Below are 21,835 nucleotides of genomic sequence, written 5' to 3' on the forward strand. Positions count from 1 at the left end.
GATTGTTCTGGTTAAACTCTAGGAACGTGGCCAATATCAGTTGACCACTACAGTTACAGGTTTTTAGATCTAACAAGCAGCTAGATGCTGTTCAGAAGGATATGTTTCTTTTGAAAGAGAGCGGTATCGAGCATACGTTACTAAACGTAGAGCAATGCTTAGGTGTGGAAGCTGGGCTTTCAGATGTCAAAGAAAAGCTAGTAGGCGGGCTATATTTACCTGGTGATGAAACCGGAGACTGCTATCAGTTCTGCGTTGCGCTCACTGAAAAAGCACAGCGTTTGGGCGTGAAGTTTGTATTTGATACAGAGGTATATCGTCTGAATCAACATAAAGGCGTTTTGACAAGTGTTAGCACAAGTAAAGGTGACTTTGAAGCCGATGCCTACGTTGTTGCATGCGGCAGTTACTCTAGAGACTTATTAAAACAAGTAGACCTGTCGCTTCCTGTTTATCCAGTTAAAGGGTACTCACTTACAGTTCCTATTATTAACGCAGATAAGGCACCAACCTCAACCGTTATGGATGAGACGTATAAAGTCGCAATGACTCGATTTGATGACCGAATTCGCGTAGCAGGCACGGCAGAACTGGCTGGATTCAACACTCTGATTCCAGAGAAACGAAAAGCAACCATAAATATGGTGATAAAGGATCTATTTCCGTTCGGCGGTGATTTTTCGAAGGCGGATTATTGGACAGGGTTAAGACCCATGACTCCTGATGGTACTCCAATCATTGGTAAGACGCCGATTGAGAATCTCTTTACTAACACTGGACACGGTACTCTAGGTTGGACTATGGCTTGCGGTTCAGGAAAAATTCTTTCTGAGATAATTAGCCAATTAAGCACGACAATTAAAGCCGATGATCTTAGTGTATATCGATATCTCTAAGAGAAGCTAAGGTGAAACCTCAACAGCGAAACGAAATTAATGGATAAAACTAAGGCCTCGCGTTTACGAGGCCTTAGTTCTTTGAGGGCTTTAACTCTAAATTGGGCAAAACTTTGTCAGTGCATATCAGCCTCAAGAACTCCTTAAACCAAACAGCTGCGTCACGCATTTACCTTACTGGCAGCTTAGTCTTTGTTTTTACCTGACCGAAGGCGAAACTGGATTCGATAGAAGCTATATTGGGTAGGCGGGTTAGTTGCTTGCGGATAAATTGCTCGTAGCTTTTGAGCGATTCACTGACCACATGCAAAAGGTAGTCGTGATTGCCTGTCATCAGAAAGCACTCTAACACCTCATCAATCACTTCAATGTGTTGTTCAAAGTCTCGCATATTCTCTTCAGTTGGCTTTTCAAGCTTCACCAACACAAACACATTAACGGGCAGGCCACACGCTTCTTGGTCAACGCTGGCGTGATAGCCACGTATAATCCCTTGTTTCTCTAATGACCGAACTCGACGCAAACAAGGAGATGGCGACAGTGCCACGCGATCGGCCAACTCTTGATTGGTGAGCCGAGCGTTGCTTTGCAGTTCAGCCAGTATTTTCTTGTCGACCTCGTCAACATGTGCTTCCGGCATAAATTTCTTCGCGTAGTCGAGGTACACTCCGCTCTCCAAGAACAGTAAGAATAAGTCCATATCCAAATGCTCATCCACTGCCATTTGATACATTATATCGATAGCGATACTCACAGGCTTCGCTTTCTTGTATGGCCGGTCTCCTGCGGTTAACGCTTCAAATATGTCTGCAATCACCAATATACGTTCTGGTATCGATAAATCCTCGGCATTCAATTTCCGTGGATAACCGTTACCTTTGAGTGTTTCATGGTGCGTGGAAGCATAGCGCGGTACATTGCTCAGTTCAGGTGGAAATGGCAAAGCTTCAAGCATTCTTATCCCACTAATCATATGCTCATTGATTTTGAAACGATCCTCAGGTGTCAAAGTCCCACGTGAAATCGTTAGATTGTATACCTCACCCATGTTGTATTGATGCTCAGGAACTTGCATTTGGATGCCATGCTCAGGTTCGAATTCGACGGGTCGCACACGTCTAATGATGTGCTCAGGTTTATCTTCTAGCAGTTTTCCATGACTGGTAGAGACGAATCCTGTTCGGGTTTGTTCATTTCTTCAAATGGCGACAAACCCAAGCGATCGTCAAAGTAACGTAACCATGTTTTCTCAGCAATTTGCTTAATTCGGGCAACTTTATCTTCACTCATGAATTCACCACCGATGTTAGCCTTGGCAAGGAACTCAAAGTCATCGTTCAACTGGCGTACTTTTTCTTTAAACTCGGCATTTGCTTTATCCTTACTTACCTCACTGTGCAATAACACGTTTAAGTAATCGATTTCTGCATCTCTCCGTAGGACTTCAAACCGAGTTCGAATTTCATTGATTCGGTTGTAGTTCGCTTCAAGTTTAGTGCCCTTATCAACAATATGTTCTGGCGTCGTAATTTTTCCGCAGTCATGCAACCAGGCAGCAATACGAAACTCTCTTCGTTCGGCATCATTTTGGAAAGCAAAGTCTTTGAACTTACCGCTTTGGCATTTCTCAGCTGCACTTGCCAGCATCATGCCAATTTCTGGAACGCGATTACAGTGTCCTGCTGTGTACGGTGACTTATCATCGATCGCTTGAGCAATAAGGCGAATAAACGCTTCGATGAATTCTTCTTGTTGTTTTTCGTGCAATTGAATCTCAGCCATCATTTCCATCATGGCTTCGGAAAGTTCATCAATTTCTTTGACTCTGGTTGTCACATGCTGAAGCAATGCGAATGTGGTGCACCAAGCCAAAAAGTGAAGTTGAAGAAGGCTGCTTGGAACGATGATTATCGGGCACGAGTCTTCTTTGGGTTATAAATTGAACAAAGTGTGCTCGCGCCCTGCAACAGGGGGGGGATGCACATGAACAAGGGTTTTCATGAATAGGGGCAATCGATGGAAGGGGCAATTTCGAGAAGGAAATTGCCCCTAGTTAAAGTGTAACCTGCATGCATATCGGCAAATAAGCGCTCACATACGCTATATAACAATGTTCCGTATTTAGCTTTCTCGATTATGCCTGCTAAGTCAGCAGGCATTTATTGGTGTTATTTCGCTTTTGATGCGGCGTGGTGTTCAATCATGAAGGCAATAGCTTCATCGTTTAAACAAGATTTACTCACATATTGGCGCTGTTTACCGATATGCAGGATAAAACCAAGATCGGTCTGCTCAAGTTGGTCGATGTCACTCCACGCGATGGTGTTGGTCGCTTTGTGGTTTTTGTAACTTACTCCGTTAGCGTCACCTTGAAAGACAATTTTGCTGCCTGCGCCTGAGCTGATTTTTTGTCGCCATAACCACCAGGTTCTTTTGCAGTACACACTGAATGCTTCAATCACACTCAAAACAATAAAGAACCAGCCAACATAGCCGTTAGGTAATAGTTCAAATTCCAGTAGAACCACACCAAAAATAAGAAACAGTATTCCTTTTAAGTAGGCTTTTGGAAATTGAGTCGGAAGGCTAGTTTGATCATAACACTCCGCGAAAAACGTCTTGTCGAGTTTGTATTCTGTAGTGAAACCGGGTTCTTTAGACATGTGAGGCTACTTTATGGTTCTCTGTGAATGGGCTGTCAGTGGGCAGGTGTCCCACGCTGCAATTTTGCAACTTGATTATTGTATCGCTTCTCACTGTTTTTATTTAGATATTTTGGCTCTGTTTTGTAAATCGATGATACTTAACGGGTCTATTCTAACTTTAGCTATCAGACTAGTGTAGGGGCATCTTTAAAGTCACCTAAAAAATTGGTGATGGGATGGATAGATCTGTGGAGTCACCCGGTTGTTGGGACTACTGGCCTTTTTGGATAAAACTTCGATCTCATTTTGTTGGTTGATGGAGTCTATAGTGATTAGCGTGCTTTATCACTACTGTTGAGGGGCTGGCATAGTCTGCTCTAACAGAATAAACATATGAAGCTTGCAAAGTTCATCACTGTTCACTCTGAGAGGCCATGCCCAAAGCGATACCTTGGGCATGGCCTTATTCTATTTCAGTTTTAGGATCAGTACTCGATGAATAATGACACCTGCTTAACGTTAATGAAGAAACTTCTTTCATAGGGAGAAGAGGTAAGAGCAATATCTAGTTTGTTCAACCCAGACACTCTCTTCTCATTTAATGCTTCTAATAGTTTAGAGTTGGTAAACCTAAGCGTTTGACCGGCTTCTACGTTGTTGAATGTAGTGAGTGGATTACTCCATGCTGCACATATTGTAAAAGACTCACAGAACGTGTCGTAATCCAGTGTGTTTGGAGACCAAGTTTGATTAACGATATGCGCAGTTACATTGTTGAATGGAAATTGAAGAGTTGAATCTCCGAAATCAACAATAAGCGTTGCCTGTTTAATTTTCCCTCGAACCTCACTTAAGTCAAAACTCGCTAGTGTTTCGTAGTCGTATGGGATTGAAGCCCCCGCTCTCAAGTAACCACCGACACGATGTTGCGTGACATGTGTTGCCGGGGTTGCTTGCCAGTTTTCTCTTTCCAAACCGAATAGGTTAGAGGGGAGGGTCACATTCACTGGCGGACTGAAATCAGAGGCTTGGTATGGTGGAGTTTGACCGAGAACTCCTTGTCGATAGGAGTCAACGCCACTGTAGATTAGCAGTGCGTTCAGTTCATAAGGACCATCGGCTTGCTTAAACGTGTCACCAGGAACGGTAAACTTGATGGTGTTTTCGCCAGCCTCAAGCGGTTCTTGGAAACTCACTAGCTCTAAATACTCTCCGGCTGCACCAACGATATTTACCGAACCTGTGTAAGTTCCACTGCGCGTAACATGGATAGGAAACTCAAAACTCAGCGAATCAATGTAGGTTCCATCTTGCGACATAGTCGGTGTGGTGACTAAACTCCCCGTGACTTCAATCGGTTCGCGGCAACGCTCAAAAGATGCTAAATCAATAAATTCTTCAAACTGAATTCGAGGGGCTGAAATTCGTATGTCATCTTGAGTGATTGCGTAGATGATCGTCGGGTTGGAGGTCAAAGTAGACGCTGAATCAAACGCGCCAAAAATATCTTCAGTTGAGTACTGTAGAGTGACGATTTGCTTCGCAGGTTTGAGTTGCAGACGTTTGCTTGTGTTCAGCTCGTCAATTCCATCGGTGAGGTAACCATGAATGGCAAAATCCCCCGCGGATTTAACATCAAGTTCCAAGCGCTGCTCTAAGGCAATAACACAGCTTTCAGAGGAAAACAGTGGAGCGAGTGAGAGGCTGACAAATTCAATGTCAGAGGGTAGTACGTGGATTTTTTTACTTGTCTGGCGAGTGATAGTTGTTCCATATTCTTCAAAAGACGTTATGCCTTCAATTAGATAATCCCCTTCAGCGGGTGGAACGAAAATATTGCTGTAGACACCATCTTTAGCAATAGCATCGAAATTGACACCCTCATCTTTAAGCGTCAGGCGTGTTTTTATTCCAGCTTCATCAATGATCACTGCGCTGGTTTGGGCACCTGTGATTGGATTCCCTTTGTTTGTCAGTAATGCAGAAACGGGAACTGGTTCACCGACCACAAATTGGTTTGCAGCTATCGCTATGCCAAACGCAATAGGGGATTGGATCGCAACCTGAGCAATAATTACTGTGTTGTAACTTGGGTTTGGAAAATCAACGACGATCTTCCATTCGCCAGGTTCAGGGTTAGTTACTTCAGGCAAAAATAAATATCTGCCCGGTAGCGGCGGACTTTGTGTGTCACCTGAAAGTATGTTCGCTTGCACATCATTGGATGATGTTGCGACTTGCCCGTTAGGCTTGACTAAATATACGGTTGCATCATCCAACGGCACGATGATTTCTGCTTTTAGGGCTTCCGCTTTGTCGATGGTAAATAGCATTGTGACTTCGTTATCGTTACTAGTCACTGGTTGAGATAGTGTCGTGCTTGTACTCATCCCAACGGGTATTGCATTACTGGCGATAGCCGGTGTGATGAAGGTACAGAAAAGACTGAACACCATCACTAATTGCTTGATGAATTTCATTGTGGCCACTCCTTAGCGCATTGAAATAATTTGTTGTAGAAAACGTTCAACGTTTTGTCCCGTTTTCATTGTTGAGTGGTTAGCCAATACGTTACCCAATGCATTGGTATAACTTGGGTTAGCGCTTGCCAAGGTCACAACAACATCATTTTCTTGCGGTACTGTTTGAATGGCTTGGTAACTGACTATGGTGATTGGATGAGCTTGTGGTCCATGCACACTTGGCATTGTGACCGGTTGAGTTTGAGTATCGAGGTAGGCCGCAGAACTAAAGCTTCTTAGCGCCTGCCAAGCGTTAACGCCTGCCCAACGCGATCCCCATGGGAATAGGCCAACGATATCAGGATCTTTCTCAATAACACCGTCTTGGTTGAGATCGGCATTTGCCCCAATAGAAAATGTATTTGCAATATTGCCGCGAGTACGCATTTGGATCGCGTTTGATGCTGTATCCGTTGTTAGATCACGGATACCAGGCATTTTAGGACCCGCAAACGGAATATTTGGGAGTTGCATGTACTTGCCAGCGTAATTATTTGGATCGGTACTGACGTTACTGTAGATATCGGCGTAGTGGTCCATTTTTATCACCGACAAATCTGCTGCGACGCTACCAAGGTGAGGTGTGGAGAAAGTAGAAAGGGAGGTTATCTCAAAGGAAGGGCTAAGTGCTTTGAGGTTTTGGGTATCTAGCCCGCCTTTACTGTGTGCAATGACGTGAACTTTGTCGGATTTCAACTCATCGAGAAAACCCTGAATTTTGTTGTTCAAGATATTAGCGTTAGTCGCTGTGGTTCCATTTTTGTCAGCAGAGAAACGAGTATAACGAATGCCATAGTCATCAAGTGTAGAAAGCACGCCTGGAGCCGTATCATCATCCCAAGTGTCTGATTGTGCAGCAATGCCATGAGCAAGAATCACAGGAATGGCAACATCAAACTCGATTGAGACCCAATCGACAGACATACACCAGTTGTCTCCCGTATTGCCAGTATCAATATCGACGCGAATCTCATTGTTTTGGCCGAACTTGATATCACTGATATCGACTTGAAGGTTAGTATCCGTCCAACGGTTATCAGCGCCTTGCAGCGTACCTAAAGACTTTCCGTTAAAAGATACGATATCTATTTCTGGAGCAATATTACTGACGTTGGCATTGGAGTCTATGTCGAAGACCGGCATGCTGATCCTTGCGTTAGAACCGATAACGCCTTTTTGCTGCATATCGCCCAGTTTACTCGGAGCAATTCTCCCGTCACTTTGTAAAACGTTGGGGCTGACGACCATAGGAACAGGTAAAGAGATAAGTAGAGGTCCGCCAGAAGCATAGGTACAACCGGTATCCAGACCAGGACCCGAATTCACAACATAAACGCCGAGTTCTTCTTGCGGTGGGGCTATCCCAGAGCTTTGTGAGCGCATCGAAAAATTACGCAATTCGTATGAATCAGGTATATCTTCGGCACTCGCGAAACTCGGAGAAAGTAACAAAACACTGAGCGTGGCGCTCGGAATGTATAGTTTCATTTGTTTACCTTTGAGTATAGGTTATCCAAGAATTTGGTTGAAGAAAGTTCTATCTGTAGTTGTAAGGTAAAGGCTTGGAGTTTGATGTGAAATTTATTGGGTATAATTTCGGCTTGTTACTCAATTGATAAAACTGCTGCTCTATTTTTTTTCAAAATAGGAAGAGTGCGATCGTAGTTTCTGGATTGCGGAAGTTATGTCCTTATTTTCAAAAGGAGGGGGATAGTGCTCTAATATTGTTAGAACAATCTAAGTTAGTTTATGAAAGAGTAGCTAAGAATAGGAAAATCAAAGTTGGATGTAGGTTTGTTACAGAACTACATAGAGCGCGCTGTTCTGAATGGCTGACTACTAACCTAACTGGCTGTGCAAAGTTAGGTTAGTAGAAATTATGTGGCTGTTAATTCAGATTTGAGAGATAAGGGCTAGTGTTTTTTAGTAAAAATGGTAAAGGTCGCAATAAACTGAGGTTTGTTATTACATCGTTCGCTACATAGTGAAAACAGGCGACATACCGCTGTCTTGTCCACTCATTAGCAACAAGCCAATTAAGACAAGCAAAACCCCACCAAAGAGTTGTAAATAATGACCTGCGGCTTTCAGTGTCGCACTGTTACTCTTGCTACCTGCAGCCAAATAGCGTTTTACCAAGTTCTTGCCTGTTAGTGTCATTATAGCAATCGTCGAGGTTGTGAAAGCAGTACCAATCGCCATTGCAAAGGCACTGACAACCCCCATCCAATATAAGCCAACCATGTTTGCGAAAAGCAGAACCATAATCGCGCCAGTACATGGTCTCACGCCAATCGTCACGATGATTCCCGCATATTCTCGGAGCGTTGAGGCTTTGTTGATTGCGTCTGCATCGGCTACATGCTGGTGGCTGCACCCACAGTCGGCATGAGAATGATCTGCATGAGTGTTAGCTGCGGCTTGCATTGTGCTAGTAGCGTCGATTATCGGAGAAGGGGCTGATATTGATGAACGAAGTGCCATTGGCGAACGCGCTGAAATTGTCGCAGCTGTGTCTGTTGCGAGTGTAGTGATGGCTTTCACTTTCAGCTTAGGCTTACGCATAGCGGTGTAGATGTTTTTCAAAGCCTTCCAACATATAAGCGCGCCGACGACCGCGACTAAGGCAAAGCTTAATGAAACAAACATATTCGCTTTGTCATTCACTACTCGCATGGAAGCACTAAAGCCCCACAGCAACACGCTTACTAGTAAGATTGCGACCAATGCTTGTAAAAAAGCGGAGACGACCGTAAGCACTAAACTCGCCTTGGCTTTGGTTGGGTGAGTCGCTAAGTAAGTCGACACGATAACTTTGCCGTGCCCAGGCCCCAAAGAATGAAGCATGCCATAGATAAAGCTGAACCCGATAAGGTAACTGCCTGCGCCCCAAGGGTTGGATTTAGCTTCATAGAGCAGGTCTGCAAGTTCTGAATTGACTTCTCTTTGCCATTGAATGCTAGAGATAACTAACGATGGCCACATGGACCACAGTTGATACGCACCAATAGCAATAAGCACGAACGCGCCAGCACCAATGAGGTAGTGATTGATTTTGGATTGATTTTTCTTCATTTAACAAGAACCTATATCTGAAATCTTTCTGTTAATTAGTTGCCATGCTTAATCAGCTAGACGCTGACTTAAAGGCTGAAACGAATCACTGCGACTAAGAAGCGGGAACCGCCGCACAATGAAGCTCAACCGATTGTGTAAACAGTTGGCCTAGCGTGTTATCTGGATCTGCATCGACAGGTAAAGACATTGCATAACTCATTTGCTCTGGCGTCGGGTTAGGCTCGATTAATTCTAAATGGCATTGTCTTGCTAGTTCAGGTGACAATGTCACGTCTCTGTTGGATAGCCACGACATGTCGACAAAGTAACTAGGGTCAAAAATCAATACGCGAAGCGAGTTTCGTGTCACAGGCTTAGGTTTAGAAAGTGGTAGGTCAAATGTTAGAACCATCTTGGCTTTATCACGCTCAAACTTTGCGTTCTCAACCACCTGATATTTGATGGGCTCTTCACCATCATAAAAGTACGTGAAGTAGTGCTCGTACATCATGTTTTCGATTACAGACGCAGCGAGCTTTTTGAATGTTTCAGTTTCTGTATCGGCAGAGACGTCTTCTCCATCCAACATGTACATCGAGGTCATTGCATCAAAAGACCACTCCATAGAGAGACCGGTGATCATGCCATTCTCTCCCTCAATATGAGTTTTCATCTCTATCCAAGAGTGAGGGTGGGCATATAGATTTGGCGCAAAACACAATAATGCTAGGCCAACAGTCAAGCCCTTGAGAGAGCGAAAGCATGTCGAGAAACGACTTACATAGCGTGTGGAGAGGCGATTGATGACATCGATTAGAATAAATGGCTGTTTCATGAGAAATGATGGTAATTTAGTGTGATGTTATATTATAACAACTCGATGCGTTGTTCACTTCAAATTATAAGCTTGTTTACATTGAAGCCGACTGCAATTCTTGATTTTCAATCCAACCTATTTTTCCTATAAACATCTTTGATTGGTCCCTAATTCGACATTATTCAGACTAGTGTGTGACGTTGAATAGTCGATTAAGCTCTCGGTTGTGCGAGGCCTTTTTGTAATGGGTTTGAGCTTGGCTCTTGATAACAGGCATTAACAACGCAAAAAATACCCCCAGTAAAAATACTACCCCCTAGTATATATGGTTATTTGAAAGGTAACTGAGATAGGCTGAAGATGACGGTAAGTTTGGGTGCTTGTGATCTTAGTTATCGATCCAGTAAATCTTATTTTTCACATGATAGTTATTGGCATATGCCAGTAATGGGGCGTATGCTGAACTCCTGATCATCAATAACAGGAAGTTACTATGTTATACGCAGTACCTTGTCGCGACCTTCATGTTGGCAACCACTTTGCTCGTTCCCCACAGATCGCGATTGTCGATGAACAACGACAGATAAAACAGATTGTTCCTTTGATTGACTCCGACACCTCTTGCAATAAAAAGAAGCAATGGATTTCGGTTCTCCGTTCTTACGATGTGAAATCTGTGGTGGTTCGTTATATTGGTAAGAAGATGCTGGCGCACTTGTTCAATAACGATATTCGAGTCTTGGCATCGACAGGTAAGGCAGAAATCGGGGCTTTGGATTTCGACAATCTACGGGAAGTGACCGATCTCGATTATGGTCGCGAGCCGAGAAATAGTGGGTGTGGCAATAAAACGTGCGGCGAAAACGGGCACAAAAAACAAGCTTCGATTCTAATGGTACAGCCTAATCAGCTAGGTGCTATTCGAGGGTTCCGACAATGACCTTTTTGTTGACGCTATTGGGGTTTGTCGGAGTCGTTACATTGATGGCGATAGGCGTGATTTTTTCGCGCAAGCCAATCAAAGGCAGCTGTGGAGGATTGGCGCAGTTAGATATTGAGCGTGAATGCAATTGCAAGGATGTGTGTGAAGGGCAAAGCAAAAAGCTGTATCAGATTACTGAGCCATCAAGCTAAGTATCGAAGTAAGCATCAGAGTTCTCGCTCACTGAGTTAAATAACTTCTGGCTAACACGTTAATTAACTACTTTGAATCACCAACGCGTGACCATTGACGATGCACTTGGCGACTTTAGCTCGTGCACGCTTGATAATGTTGCCGAACGTTTGGCGAGACACCTGCATTTGTTCAGCGGCTTCAAGCTGGCTCAGGCCTTCTTGATCAGCCAAGCGCAAGGCTTCGAGCTCTTCCAATAGCAATTCTTCTTTATGAAGCTCGTCCATAGGAACACCATTGGGCTTAAAACAAGAGTAAGCCGTACGGGTACACAACTGGCGATGTTTTTTTGGTCGAGCCATATCAATCTCTAGCAATCTATGGGTAAAGGTAAGTATGAAGGTTTTCATTCCACACAATCATCGGCGTTGCCAAGTGTGCAGCCAAGGTTTTTTCAACGACAGCGCCATTTGTTTTGAAGCTATTGGCGAGCATGACACTTTAACTAAGCATGAGGCAGTAGCTAAATATAAAACCAGAGCCAAGATTGTACCAACAGATAAAGCTGAGGGCTACGATGGCATCATGCAAGGTGGCATTGTCACTACACTGCATGACAGCGCGATGTTGCATTGTCTATTTCAGAATGATATCAAGGCGATGACGGTGAGTTTAACCTCTCGTTTTCATCATCCGATTTTGATTGGTCAAGAACTGGAAGTTCGTGCCCAGTGGGTGAAAAGTAGACGTAATATCTACTTCCTAGAAAGCCAAATTACTCAGTGCGGAAAGTTATGTTCGTCGGCACAAAGTCAGTTTATGTCAGTTTCTAGCTATCAAACTTAAGCTTGGTATAGCGGTGTTGTTTTATCAGTTATAAAAGTCCAACTACGGTTTCATCATCACTGAAAATAACGTGTACGAAGAAGAGATTAACCGCGCACTGTTGAAGATTCGCGAGTCACGAAGGTGGCGTAAAATCTTGGTCGATTATTTCGCAGATCAGTAATCGAAATTAGAAGCATATTCAAAAGCTTTTGGACTGTCGCCGTTACAGTTGATCTGAACCGGAAGCCTTGGTCTTTTTGAAGTATTTGAATGCACTCCAAACCGCGTAAGCCGCAACACCCACAATCAATGCCGAGCGAAGGAGAATGGGCGCATCATGCTCAAGCTGACCAACATGCGGCACAATACTGGCGAACAAGCGACTGGTAAAAAGCAGCCCCATTACTAACATAATAATCTTATTCATGTGACCTGCCATTCAATTGAGTACGTTGCACAGAACGAGTTTTAGGGCGGTTAAACGGTTAACACGCCAGACAACGATTCTGCTCGAGATAAAATCATGCGCTTCTCAAACGTAACCGTCAATGCGATATCGGCGTTAAGCCAGTAAGCTAAAATTTCGTTTTTGGAAGGGGGCTGTTCTGTCAGGTGTAGCTAGAACTCGGAACAGGTAAGGGCGTTAAGGAATCTAAAATATTTACGTCAATGTATTGGTTTATGAATAACGTATCCAAAGCGGTACGTTGAATATCGGTAAAGTTATTATCTTTGAAATTTACAACTCATTTAGAATTATCAACTTCAAAGATAATATTGCTTAACGAGATCAGATTGTTGGGGTCTTATCTTGTCGAATATATCTTTTCGACCACAGATAAGTCCATGCAAAAGTTAAGGTTATGTTCAAGGCAGGTATACTTAATACCAACTTCTCCCGTGTTGAAATCAACGGATTTTGCGACATCTTCTTGAAAGTTATCAATGACTAACTGTAATAAGCAATCCTTGTCTAATACATTCATAAGTTTTCCTAAATATAATATGGTTGCAGATGCATATTAAAGGACAGGTTCCGATCATTATCAAGGAAAGCGAAAGAATATTTTCTCGTATAAATCACGTATCTTTATAACCCTTAATCATAATCAAACCTGAGAACATACCATATTGTAATTTATATTTTATCTATCTTAGAAACCTTCAATTACTAGCAAAATACGAACCAATTATTGTGAAGGTATGAAGAACTTTTTTCTCTGAATCTGAAAGGCGATTGGTTAGAGAATGTGATAATTGAGAGCTTACTTACAAAGGAATATTTTTATTTTAACAAAATATTAGGACTTAATTATATATGTATATTAGTTTTTGGTTATAAACTTTGATTGTGAAGGTGTTCTTGGATAAATGCGCTATAACCCTGTTTATTGTAATGACTACTGCTCCCATTTTACTTTTCATAAGCTATTCTTATTAAATGTTGATATGAAATTTGCTGCATTTATGTTTTTGGCGTGATCTTGGATTTGTTTAGTCAACCACATGGTAGATCTGATGTACATTTTACTTAAGTGAAAATCTCTTTGAATCAATGGCTAACGTTTGATTTTGGAATGAGATAAGGATCAAGTGTCTTCGTTTTCATCATGGTGTGGCATGGATGATCCACACAACAAGTTGATTGTTATTTAGTTTAAATAGGGAAATATTATGGCAGAGCAAGAGTATGATTATCCGGAATCGTACAATCTAATTTCAGTTACAGACCCTTCCAGTAAAATCAAGTATGCAAGCCCCCATTTTAATGAAGTAGCAGGCTATCAAGAAGGAGAACTAGTAGGTGAGTATCACAATGTAGTTCGTCACAGGGATATGCCTAAAGCCGCGTTTAAGGACCTATGGGGCCATATTCAGTCAGGTAGTAACTGGATGGGTATGGTGAAAAACCAACGGAAAGGTGGTGGCTATTACTGGGTTGATGCTTTTGCTTCTCCGTTAAAAGAAGATAATGAGATTGTTGAGTACCAATCTGTAAGGTTTAAGCCTAAAAGAGAATATGTTGAACGTGCAGAAAAAGCGTATGGAACTTTAAATAACGGAAAAACACCATTCAAGCTCATGTTACCGAAAACGAGACTTTGGCAACGTCAGACACTCATTTCAATATTGCTAATCGGGTTAGCCTACGCGCTTCACCTTAATCAATTCGTAACGGTACCGCAAATGTTCTTATTACTCTTTATGGGTAGTTCGGTATCGATTTATATTTTGACTCGTCGCTTGGAGAATATTTGTAAAATAGCAAAAGAAGAGTTCAACAACCCTTTAATGGAACATATTTACTTTGGCAAGGTGGACGATCTCTCCGAAATTGCGCTGGGAATGAAGGTTCGGAAACAGTATGCAAAAGCATTATTAGGCAGAATTCGAATTTCGGTGAGTGATTCATGTGAAATGACCCTGAAACAGGCGAATAAAACTGCTGAATCGAACGCCACGGTGTCTGAAAACCTTGAAAATCAGAAAACAGAAATTGATATGGCTGCGACTGCCATCAACGAGATGCAAGCGGCTTCAAGTGAAATTTCTCAAAATGCGCAAGGAACCCTCGATTCTACCTTTAGCACCCAGCAAGAGCTCTTATCTTGTCAAAACGAGCTAAACCAAGTCGAAGAAAACTTTGTCGAGCTCACCAATGAATTAGATAACATATCGACAATATCGCTGTCTGTAGAGAGGGAGACGCAACAAATAAGCTCCGTCATCGAGATGATCAACGCGATTGCTGACCAAACTAACCTATTAGCACTGAATGCTGCGATAGAAGCCGCACGAGCTGGTGATTCAGGAAGAGGGTTCTCGGTCGTGGCAGATGAAGTAAGGGTGCTTGCTCAGAAAACACAAGAAGCAACAACAGAGATTCAAGCGGTTATTGAAAAGCTATGCACAGGCAGTGGTCAGTCAGTAACGGCTGTTAACAACGGGACGGAAAAAGCGAAACGCACTCAAACGACGATTCAATCGACTCTAGAAAGCCTCACATTATTGAGTGAAAAGGTTCAAGGAGTGGTTGATAGGAATAACCAAATCGCGGTCGCTATTGAAGAACAAGTTAATGTCTCTGAAGAGATTAACCAGAATATTCTTTCTATACACAGTAAAGCTGAAGCTTCTCACGATCTCATGGAAGACAGTAAAAAACAGTATGAACAAAGTGTACTCAGCTTGAATGAGCTAAGAAAAGGAGTGGCTCGATTTTAAATCGCAATAGAGCAAGTAGTTAGCGGGTTCTGACTCGGCATTCTCAAGCCTAGAGTTTGTAGTTAGAGTTGCTTTTTGAAGATGGTCATTTAAATGAATAACTACAGAAATAGACAGCTAAAGGGGGCGATCTAGATGATTAGAGATTTATTTTTCTTCGTTTAATATTCTGATTTATGATCGCATGCAATCTAAGGGGGACAAATGTCCTCCTTTTTATTTGGAGAGGCGCAATAAAATAGGTGCCACTAAAACAAATAATAAAGGACACATCTATGGACCTATTCGCTCTACTTGATATCAACAATACTTTAGTCAATATTCCAATAGGGGGATGGCTACGCAATGAGCTGGATTGAAGCATTCGGCACCGTGTTTGGTTTGTTGTGTATTTGGTTTGCAAGCCAAGAAAAAACCATTAACTACCTGTTCGGATTGCTGAATGTCACCTTATTCGCGGTTATCTTTTTCCAAATTCAGTTATACGGACTGTTACTTCTACAACTCTTTTTCTTTTGCGCCAACATTTACGGTTGGTACGCATGGACACGTCCTAATGAGCAAGGTGAAACGCTAGAAGTTCGTTGGTTGAGCCAAAATGAACTAGTAGCAACGGCCGTAGCGTGTGCGATTTCTATTGCTTTGTTAACTATGTACATCGACCCATTCTTTTTTGCGCTAGCAAACATCGCGGTAGATAGCATGAATCTATTTGGTGCGGATTTAGCGGAGCCAGTGCTTGAACCGGATGCGTTCCCATTCTGGGATGCCACGATGACCATTCTATCTATTGTTGCTCAAGTTCTTATGACACGTAAGTATGTTGAAAACTGGATACTGTGGATTGTGATTAACATTATCAGCGTTGGTATTTATGCGACGCAGGGTGTGTACGCAATGTCTGTTCAATACGCAATCTTAATGTTTATTGCGGCAAACGGTACTCGTGAGTGGGCACGCACAGCTAAACGAAACAGTGATAAATCGTTAACTCAAGCAACGGCTTCTTAGGAGTGAAGATGGCAAAGCAACCTCATATCTGCGTTGATGAAACGCAAATTGCTCCGTTAGTTATTGTTTGTGGTGAGCCAGATAGAGCGAATCGAATCGCTAACTTGCTTGAACATGCTGAACTGGTCTCTGAAAACCGTGAATATCGAATCTTCACTGGAACTCATCAAGGTAAAGCGATATCGGTTTGCAGCACGGGCATTGGTGCACCTTCAATGATCATTGCGGTAGAAGAGCTTAAGTTTTGTGGTGTGACTCATATTGTCCGAGTAGGGTCTGCAGGTGCGATGCAGTCACATATCGGGCTTGGTGAGCTAATTATTGCAGAGGGCGCGGTTCGCGATGAGGGTGGTTCTACCGCTTACGTTAAGCCGTCGTATCCCGCCTATGCAAGCTTCTCTCTGCTTAAAGAGCTAGACAAGTTCTTGCAGCAGCAGTCAACACCTTACTATTTGGGCACGGTACGCTCACACGACAGTTTTTATACCGATGACGAGAAGGCGCTTTGTCAGTACTGGAATGGCAAAGGCATTTTAGGTGCAGACATGGAAACATCCGCGCTGTTTACCGTGGGACGCTTGAGAGGGCTTAATGTCGCTTCTATCTTGAACAATGTTGTCTTGTACGAACAAGATGTAAAGGAGGGCGTTGGGCAATATGTCGATGAGGCAGAGGTAATGATGCAAGGAGAGCGGCTAGCGTCATTAGCGGCACTGGAAGCATTAATTACTCAATAAGAGCCTGAATAAATGCAAGACGAAAGCGATGGGAGACCGTCGCTTTTTTATTGGGTTCTCTCCTGTGGTTTAAGTGGTTACAATCGTTTGAATATAAACAGCAGTAATGCAATGAGAGAGTAAGTATGAAGATTGCACCATACTCAAGCGGACGCTTTAAAAACTACTTAGAACAAAAAAGCTCTGAATTTAGAGATCTCATCTACCAACACCAAGTTAACTCTCGTTACTTCAATCAAAATGATGAAATCCTACGTCAAGGTGAGCAGCTTCAGTATCTTTATGTAGTGCCCGCAGGAAGAGTCTCTATGAGTATTTCGGCGGCTAATGGGCGACGCTTTCAATTGGGCGAAGTGAATTGTGATTACCATATCTTCGGTGAGATGGAGTTTTTCACGCAGACCCCTTGTCAGTGGAACGTAGTGGCTGATGAACACATGCAAGTTGATGTTATTTGCATTCAGAAGCTAGCAGAAGCACTACATGAAAATCCGGAGATGATGTTCTTCTTTGCCTCTGCATTGGCGGAAGATTATCAAGACTCTATGGGTATTTACACTAACCGTCTTTTACACTCAATTACCTACAATATTGCGTATGATTTATTGGTTCAAAGCGAGACTAACACTGTGTTAGGCGGTTTCGATAAAGTGAATCAAGAAGCAGAACGATTTGGTACATCGAGCAGAGTGTATCGAAGAGCGGTTAAAGACCTATTAGACAAGGGTTTCATCAGAAAAGGAGATCAAGGGTTAGAAATTGTCGATCAGCGAGCACTGCAAGCTTTTATTGACTCCTACGAATAATAAAAGAGCTTGGCACTTACTTAAATGCCAAGCTCGGTTTTTCAATGTTTACTATTAACTACTCGCATCTATTTATGAGCGACTTTCTCTCAACAACTAGCCCGTAAGTGTCCGCGCACCATTACCGGCGACTAAGTATTAATCCTTAAGCTTTTGCATACATGAGTGTTCTATAACCACCGATTAAGTTGCGTGCTTTAAAGCCGTTGTTGACGAGTTGGCGATAAGCCACGTTACCACGTAACCCGACTTGGCAGTAGATTACAATCTCTTTGTCTTTTGATAGTTCGTCCATGCGGTGACGCAGTTGGTCGACAGGAATGTTGATTGCGCCTTCAATAAAGCCACCATTTTCTAGTTCGCCAGGGTTACGAACATCGAGTAGGAGTTGGTTGTCGCTTAATGTTGCAATCTCATCGAAATGAATAGGTGTCGCGTCACCTTTAATAATATTGTTGGCAACAAATGCGGCTTGGTTAATCACGTCTTTGGCACTCCCGTAAGGTGGTGCATAGGTTAATTCAAGGTGTTGAAGCTGATCAACGGTCATACCTGCACGTTGAGCTACTGCCATAACATCAATGCGTTTATCAACGCCATCTTTACCGACGGCTTGCGCACCTAGTATTTTCCCTGTCTTAGGGGCGAATAACATCTTGAACGAGACAATCTCAGCGCCAGGATAGTAGCTAGCGTGGCTTGCGGTATGCACATAGACTTTTTCATAGTCGACGCCTTCACGCTTCAACTGTTTTTCGTTTTTCCCTGTTGAGGCAACGGCTAGGTCAAAAATCTTACAGATAGCTGTGCCCTGTGTACCTTGATAGATTTCATTGCGTCCGAGCATGTTGTCGGCAGCCATACGACCTTGACGGTTAGCAGGGCCAGCAAGCGGAACTAGAGTTTGTGCACCTGTGACAAAGTCTTTTTCTTCGACCACATCACCCACAGCGTAGATGCTAGGATCGCTAGTCTGCATCATTTCATTGGTGTAGATACCACCTAGTTCGCCAATTTGAAGTCCTGCTTCTTTTGCTAACTTAGTCTCAGGACGCACACCGATAGCCATGATTAAGATATCAGTAGTTAATGACTCGCCATTATTAAGTGTTAATTCTAATTCACCCTCTATGTGTTGGTGCTTCTCGCTCTCGCCTGAATCAAAACTTGCGATGTGTTCGTTAGGTATATATTTCACAGACTCAAGCGCGACGCCGAGTTTTAGGTCGATGCCTTTGTCACGAATCTCCGCATGGGCAAAGCCGGCCATTTCCCGGTCTACTGGCGTCATTACTTGGTCAGCCATCTCAATCAACGAAGTCTTGATCCCAAGCTGATGAAACGCTTCCATCATTTCCAAGCCGATAAAGCCACCGCCAACAACTGTCGCGTGCTCAGGTTTATTCATTTGGATTGTTTCGATGATGCGATCCATATCTGGAATATTGCGTAGTGAATGGGTGAGGGGGTTATCGATTCCTGAGATGGGAGGAACGACGGCACCGGCTCCAGGGCTGAGTAATAAGAAGTCGTAACTCTCGCTGTAGTGATTACCATCAACAAGATTTTTGACTGTAACGGTTTTATTGGTGCGATCAATAGAGGTAACTTCGTTCATCACTCGTGCGTCAACGTTGAAGCGAGCTAAGAAGCTTTCAGGTGTTTGTAACAGAAGCTTGCTTCTATCCTCGATATCGCCACCTATGTGGTATGGCAATCCACAGTTGGCAAAAGAGACGAATGGTCCTCGTTCAAACATTATGATTTCGGCTTCTTCACTAAGACGACGAGCGCGTGCAGCAGCTGAAGCACCTCCAGCTACGCCACCGATGATTACAATTTTAGTCATACGTTTACCTATTACTGTCTCTAAGTTTAACTATACAAATTGCCGAGCATAGAGCTTGTATCTTCTTAATGATCAGTACTGGCTGGTCGCCGGCGATTGAGTAGTTTTCGAAATACCTAGATACTATAAAGATGTAAATTAGCATTGTCTAATATTTATTTTAAAGCTATCACCTCGGGATTGAGCGTTTGGTCCAAGGGCTGTGATTAGACTAAAGCACGCTAGTAAAGGTAATACGCGTTAGCGAGTCGAGTACAGGTTAGCCAAATTAACTGTCATGAGCATAATGAACAGGATCATGGATGTGCTGACTGATTACGTTCTTCAGATCTTGTTCATACAGATCTAGCCAGGCATAACGCTCGCGATACAACTTACGCTTTTGACGTTTTAGAGCTTCAAGATCTTTCCTGTTCGGGTTTGTCGGGAGACGATAGAAATAGTTATCATGCACCTGTCCATCGTGCTCTTCCCACAGACTGTCGTATTTAAGGCTGATGTCTTTGTTTTTCTTACCGTAGCGTAATGAGTTCGAGACATGACCAGACTCTTTTACCGCATAGATATTGTCGATACCCAAGTTAATAGCGAGCAGTCGTAGTGTTTCTACCATGAAGGATTTAGGTCTTAAACCGTAAAAAGCTTTGGTGAATGTGCGGCTAAATCCATTGTCATTGGCGCCACCCTGTATACCGCCGATGTAGATGTTGTTGTCGAAAACAGTAAACGAAATGGTATACATTTTTTCGAGTTGAGAGTTGGTCAATGAAATTGTCAGTTCACCTTCTTTTCTCGCGTTTCTTTCGAAGCTGAGATTAACCAGATAAACGTTGTCATCTATCTCAAGTTTTAAAAGATTGAGCCTTTCGTTATAGATTTGGTGTCTAGCGGTGTTTTTCAAGGTAGTTGTCATCATTTGCTTACTTATTAAGCAGCTTCTCTTTCTGGATTTAGGTGAACGTCACCAACAGGCGCACAGTTCCTGATATCACCAGACCACCGCTCAGGCTTTCGCTGTTTTGCAGCGAGCAATACCTCTACACGACGCTTCAAGATCTCTTTATCTTTTCCATTGTGATGCTCTGAAGGCGTGACGTAATTTAGCTGACTGTGCTTGTGCTCGGTGTTGTACCAGCGTACGAAGGCTTCAACCCAACTTTGGCTACTATCGATTGTTTCAAAGCCTTTCGTTGGCCAGCTTGGCATGTACTTTACCGTGCGGAACAATGACTCAACATACGGGTTATCATCACTGACTCTTGGGCGACTATACGATGAAGTAATACCTAACTCTTCCATTTTTGCTTTGAACGTCAACGACTTCATCGGCGCACCATTATCTGAGTGAAGAACCAGTGCTTGATTGAAGCACTGCTCTCGCATCAACGTTCGTTGCAGAAGTTGTGACGCTAGCTCACCGCATTCATGCTCATACACTTCATAACCAACAATTTTTCGACTGTAGATGTCCTCAATGACATACAGGTAATAGTGTTGGCCTCGAACCTTTGAAGGTAAGTAAGTGATATCCCACGTATAGACTTGGTTTGAGTCCGTCGCTGTGTAACTGGTTGGCTTCGCTTGCTTCTGTCTGCTCCGCTGACGACCTCGCTTGTGAAGTTGCCCCTGCGTACTCAGTACTCGATAGTAGCTCGACTCAGAGGCGATATACTCACCTCTATCAAGCAGTGTCGGGACGATTTGAGTTGGAGGCAAGCTTGCAAACTCAGAGCGGTTACACACCTCGATTATCGCATCACGCTCTTCCTGCGACAGCTTGTTAGCAGGCTCAGGTCTGAGGCATATTGGCCTTTTGTCAGCTTGAACTTCACCTTGCTGATACCAGCGACGATACGTTCTCAAGTCGATTTGAACTTCATGGCAAGCTGGCTCTAAACGACACCCGCATTGCTTCGCTTCAAGGATAAGAGTCACTATGGTCTGCCTTTCATCGGTTGAGGTTAGTCGTCCTCTGGCTCTTCCCCGTAAAAGGCTCTCAGCTTTTTTCTTAGTACCAAGAGAGCGGCCGTTTCAGCGAGTGCTTTTTCTTTGAGTCGTAAATCTTTCTTCAACTCTTTGATTTCAAGTTTGTCAGCTTTAGCCTGCTTCTTTGCTTCAGCTTCCTGCTCTTTACTCGACTTAAACCCTTGCATACATTCGCTGCGCCAACTTTGGATTTGTTCAGGGAAAAGACCTTTTTCACGACAATATTGGCTGAGTTCACTTTCGGTCATCGAGTAAGTCTCGGCAACAATGGCGAGTTTAGTTTGAGCAGACCACTGCTCTGATGAAGTGTTGCTATTTGGCACGGCGGCTCCTGAACCTCTG

The 21,835-nt window shown here is 43.2% G+C and carries 16 protein-coding genes and 5 pseudogenes; 9 read left to right on the plus strand and 12 right to left on the minus strand.

Going from position 1 to position 21,835, the window contains the following annotated elements; genetic code table 11:
• Positions 1-53 precede the first annotated feature (53 nt).
• Positions 54-896: pseudogene (locus tag A6D97_RS01615) on the plus strand (D-amino acid dehydrogenase); the annotation flags it as partial.
• Between the two features lie 169 nt (positions 897-1,065).
• Here the strand turns inward: A6D97_RS01615 and A6D97_RS21940 are convergent.
• The 7 genes and pseudogenes from A6D97_RS21940 to A6D97_RS01650 all read right to left on the minus strand — a co-directional run bounded on the left by A6D97_RS21940 (position 1,066) and on the right by A6D97_RS01650 (position 9,955).
• Entirely contained in the window at positions 1,066-1,500 is a 435-nt protein-coding gene (locus tag A6D97_RS21940) for an Lrp/AsnC family transcriptional regulator (RefSeq protein ID WP_240492684.1), read from the minus strand.
• A 6-nt stretch (positions 1,501-1,506) separates the two neighbouring features.
• Positions 1,507-2,732: pseudogene (locus A6D97_RS22100) on the minus strand (HD domain-containing phosphohydrolase); the annotation flags it as partial.
• A gap of 332 nt (positions 2,733-3,064) precedes the next feature.
• Positions 3,065-3,559, minus strand: coding sequence for a YcxB family protein (locus A6D97_RS01630; protein WP_017059097.1), 495 nt, complete (start codon positions 3,557-3,559; stop codon positions 3,065-3,067).
• 467 nt (positions 3,560-4,026) lie between these two features.
• Entirely contained in the window at positions 4,027-6,021 is a 1,995-nt protein-coding gene (locus A6D97_RS01635; protein ID WP_065583690.1) for a choice-of-anchor X domain-containing protein, read from the minus strand.
• A 12-nt stretch (positions 6,022-6,033) separates the two neighbouring features.
• Entirely contained in the window at positions 6,034-7,551 is a 1,518-nt protein-coding gene (locus A6D97_RS01640; RefSeq protein WP_065583691.1) for an alpha/beta hydrolase, read from the minus strand.
• A gap of 489 nt (positions 7,552-8,040) precedes the next feature.
• Positions 8,041-9,138, minus strand: a complete 1,098-nt coding sequence (locus tag A6D97_RS01645; protein WP_065583692.1) for a nickel/cobalt transporter — start codon at positions 9,136-9,138, stop codon at positions 8,041-8,043.
• A 94-nt stretch (positions 9,139-9,232) separates the two neighbouring features.
• A complete protein-coding gene (locus tag A6D97_RS01650) occupies positions 9,233-9,955 on the minus strand; it encodes a DUF1007 family protein (RefSeq protein ID WP_029235479.1) in 723 nt (240 codons plus the stop codon).
• Between the two features lie 475 nt (positions 9,956-10,430).
• Here A6D97_RS01650 and A6D97_RS01655 point away from each other — a divergent pair, with 475 nt between their 5' ends.
• Together A6D97_RS01655 and nqrM are read left to right on the plus strand one after the other, a co-directional pair.
• Positions 10,431-10,877, plus strand: coding sequence for a NifB/NifX family molybdenum-iron cluster-binding protein (locus tag A6D97_RS01655; RefSeq protein WP_017059102.1), 447 nt, complete (start codon positions 10,431-10,433; stop codon positions 10,875-10,877).
• Positions 10,874-11,071: a (Na+)-NQR maturation NqrM gene (nqrM, locus tag A6D97_RS01660; RefSeq protein WP_017059103.1), complete on the plus strand. Its 198-nt coding sequence runs from the start codon at positions 10,874-10,876 to the stop codon at positions 11,069-11,071. The genes A6D97_RS01655 and nqrM overlap by 4 nt, the downstream gene beginning before the upstream one ends.
• Before the next feature lie 63 nt (positions 11,072-11,134).
• Here the strand turns inward: nqrM and A6D97_RS01665 are convergent, their stop codons facing one another.
• Positions 11,135-11,413 carry a DUF134 domain-containing protein gene (locus A6D97_RS01665; RefSeq protein ID WP_029235478.1) on the minus strand — a complete coding sequence of 93 codons (279 nt, stop codon included), beginning with the start codon at positions 11,411-11,413 and terminating at the stop codon, positions 11,135-11,137.
• Positions 11,414-11,447: 34 nt separating this feature from the next.
• Between A6D97_RS01665 and A6D97_RS01670 the strand changes: the two genes are divergently transcribed.
• Together A6D97_RS01670 and A6D97_RS22145 are read left to right on the plus strand one after the other, a co-directional pair.
• Complete coding sequence (locus A6D97_RS01670) at positions 11,448-11,897, plus strand: PaaI family thioesterase (RefSeq protein WP_017065470.1); 450 nt, start codon at positions 11,448-11,450, stop codon at positions 11,895-11,897.
• Between the two features lie 7 nt (positions 11,898-11,904).
• Positions 11,905-12,060 (plus strand): annotated as a pseudogene (locus A6D97_RS22145) (ABC transporter substrate-binding protein); the annotation flags it as partial.
• 42 nt (positions 12,061-12,102) lie between these two features.
• On the opposite strand, the gene A6D97_RS01675 reads toward A6D97_RS22145, so the two are convergent.
• The gene (locus A6D97_RS01675; RefSeq protein WP_017065471.1) at positions 12,103-12,306 is read right to left on the minus strand and encodes a hypothetical protein; all 204 of its coding nucleotides are present in this window, start codon (positions 12,304-12,306) and stop codon (positions 12,103-12,105) included.
• Positions 12,307-13,553: 1,247 nt separating this feature from the next.
• On the opposite strand from A6D97_RS01675, the gene A6D97_RS01685 reads away from it, so the two are divergent.
• The 4 genes and pseudogenes from A6D97_RS01685 (at position 13,554) to A6D97_RS01700 (ending at position 17,658) form a co-directional block, all read left to right on the plus strand.
• Positions 13,554-15,104, plus strand: coding sequence for a PAS domain-containing methyl-accepting chemotaxis protein (locus A6D97_RS01685; RefSeq protein ID WP_017067874.1), 1,551 nt, complete (start codon positions 13,554-13,556; stop codon positions 15,102-15,104).
• 275 nt (positions 15,105-15,379) lie between these two features.
• A pseudogene (gene pnuC / locus A6D97_RS01690) lies at positions 15,380-16,115 on the plus strand (nicotinamide riboside transporter PnuC).
• A gap of 8 nt (positions 16,116-16,123) precedes the next feature.
• Complete coding sequence (locus tag A6D97_RS01695; RefSeq protein ID WP_065583693.1) at positions 16,124-16,852, plus strand: nucleoside phosphorylase; 729 nt, start codon at positions 16,124-16,126, stop codon at positions 16,850-16,852.
• Positions 16,853-16,977: 125 nt separating this feature from the next.
• Positions 16,978-17,658: a Crp/Fnr family transcriptional regulator gene (locus tag A6D97_RS01700; protein WP_065583694.1), complete on the plus strand. Its 681-nt coding sequence runs from the start codon at positions 16,978-16,980 to the stop codon at positions 17,656-17,658.
• Positions 17,659-17,803: 145 nt separating this feature from the next.
• Here the strand turns inward: A6D97_RS01700 and A6D97_RS01705 are convergent, their stop codons facing one another.
• The 3 genes and pseudogenes from A6D97_RS01705 to A6D97_RS01715 all read right to left on the minus strand — a co-directional run.
• Complete coding sequence (locus tag A6D97_RS01705) at positions 17,804-19,507, minus strand: FAD-dependent oxidoreductase (protein ID WP_065583695.1); 1,704 nt, start codon at positions 19,505-19,507, stop codon at positions 17,804-17,806.
• Between the two features lie 268 nt (positions 19,508-19,775).
• Positions 19,776-20,396: pseudogene (locus A6D97_RS01710) on the minus strand (DUF535 family protein); the annotation flags it as partial.
• 38 nt (positions 20,397-20,434) lie between these two features.
• Positions 20,435-21,835 (minus strand): IS3 family transposase gene (locus A6D97_RS01715; RefSeq protein WP_240492680.1). Its coding sequence is split into 2 segments (ribosomal slippage), with 1,402 coding nucleotides annotated over them: positions 20,435-21,507 and positions 21,507-21,835; the frame shifts between segments, so codons are not numbered across the junction. This gene is flagged as partial in the annotation.

Origin of the sequence: Vibrio sp. ZF57 (assembly GCF_001691235.1) — a bacterium.
Lineage (GTDB): Bacteria > Pseudomonadota > Gammaproteobacteria > Enterobacterales > Vibrionaceae > Vibrio > Vibrio crassostreae_C.

What these genes read in the sequence shown, in the direction of transcription:
- A6D97_RS01705 (WP_065583695.1), bottom strand. Translation starts at nt 19,507, where the DNA reads ATGACTAAAATTGTAATCATCGGTGGCGTAGCTGGAGGTGCTTCAGCT.
- A6D97_RS01675 (WP_017065471.1), bottom strand. Translation starts at nt 12,306, where the DNA reads ATGAATAAGATTATTATGTTAGTAATGGGGCTGCTTTTTACCAGTCGC.
- A6D97_RS01670 (WP_017065470.1), top strand. Translation starts at nt 11,448, where the DNA reads ATGAAGGTTTTCATTCCACACAATCATCGGCGTTGCCAAGTGTGCAGC.
- A6D97_RS01635 (WP_065583690.1), bottom strand. Translation starts at nt 6,021, where the DNA reads ATGAAATTCATCAAGCAATTAGTGATGGTGTTCAGTCTTTTCTGTACC.
- A6D97_RS01665 (WP_029235478.1), bottom strand. Translation starts at nt 11,413, where the DNA reads ATGGCTCGACCAAAAAAACATCGCCAGTTGTGTACCCGTACGGCTTAC.
- A6D97_RS01630 (WP_017059097.1), bottom strand. Translation starts at nt 3,559, where the DNA reads ATGTCTAAAGAACCCGGTTTCACTACAGAATACAAACTCGACAAGACG.
- A6D97_RS01700 (WP_065583694.1), top strand. Translation starts at nt 16,978, where the DNA reads ATGAAGATTGCACCATACTCAAGCGGACGCTTTAAAAACTACTTAGAA.
- A6D97_RS01685 (WP_017067874.1), top strand. Translation starts at nt 13,554, where the DNA reads ATGGCAGAGCAAGAGTATGATTATCCGGAATCGTACAATCTAATTTCA.
- A6D97_RS01640 (WP_065583691.1), bottom strand. Translation starts at nt 7,551, where the DNA reads ATGAAACTATACATTCCGAGCGCCACGCTCAGTGTTTTGTTACTTTCT.
- A6D97_RS01695 (WP_065583693.1), top strand. Translation starts at nt 16,124, where the DNA reads ATGGCAAAGCAACCTCATATCTGCGTTGATGAAACGCAAATTGCTCCG.
- A6D97_RS01650 (WP_029235479.1), bottom strand. Translation starts at nt 9,955, where the DNA reads ATGAAACAGCCATTTATTCTAATCGATGTCATCAATCGCCTCTCCACA.
- A6D97_RS01655 (WP_017059102.1), top strand. Translation starts at nt 10,431, where the DNA reads ATGTTATACGCAGTACCTTGTCGCGACCTTCATGTTGGCAACCACTTT.
- nqrM (WP_017059103.1), top strand. Translation starts at nt 10,874, where the DNA reads ATGACCTTTTTGTTGACGCTATTGGGGTTTGTCGGAGTCGTTACATTG.
- A6D97_RS01645 (WP_065583692.1), bottom strand. Translation starts at nt 9,138, where the DNA reads ATGAAGAAAAATCAATCCAAAATCAATCACTACCTCATTGGTGCTGGC.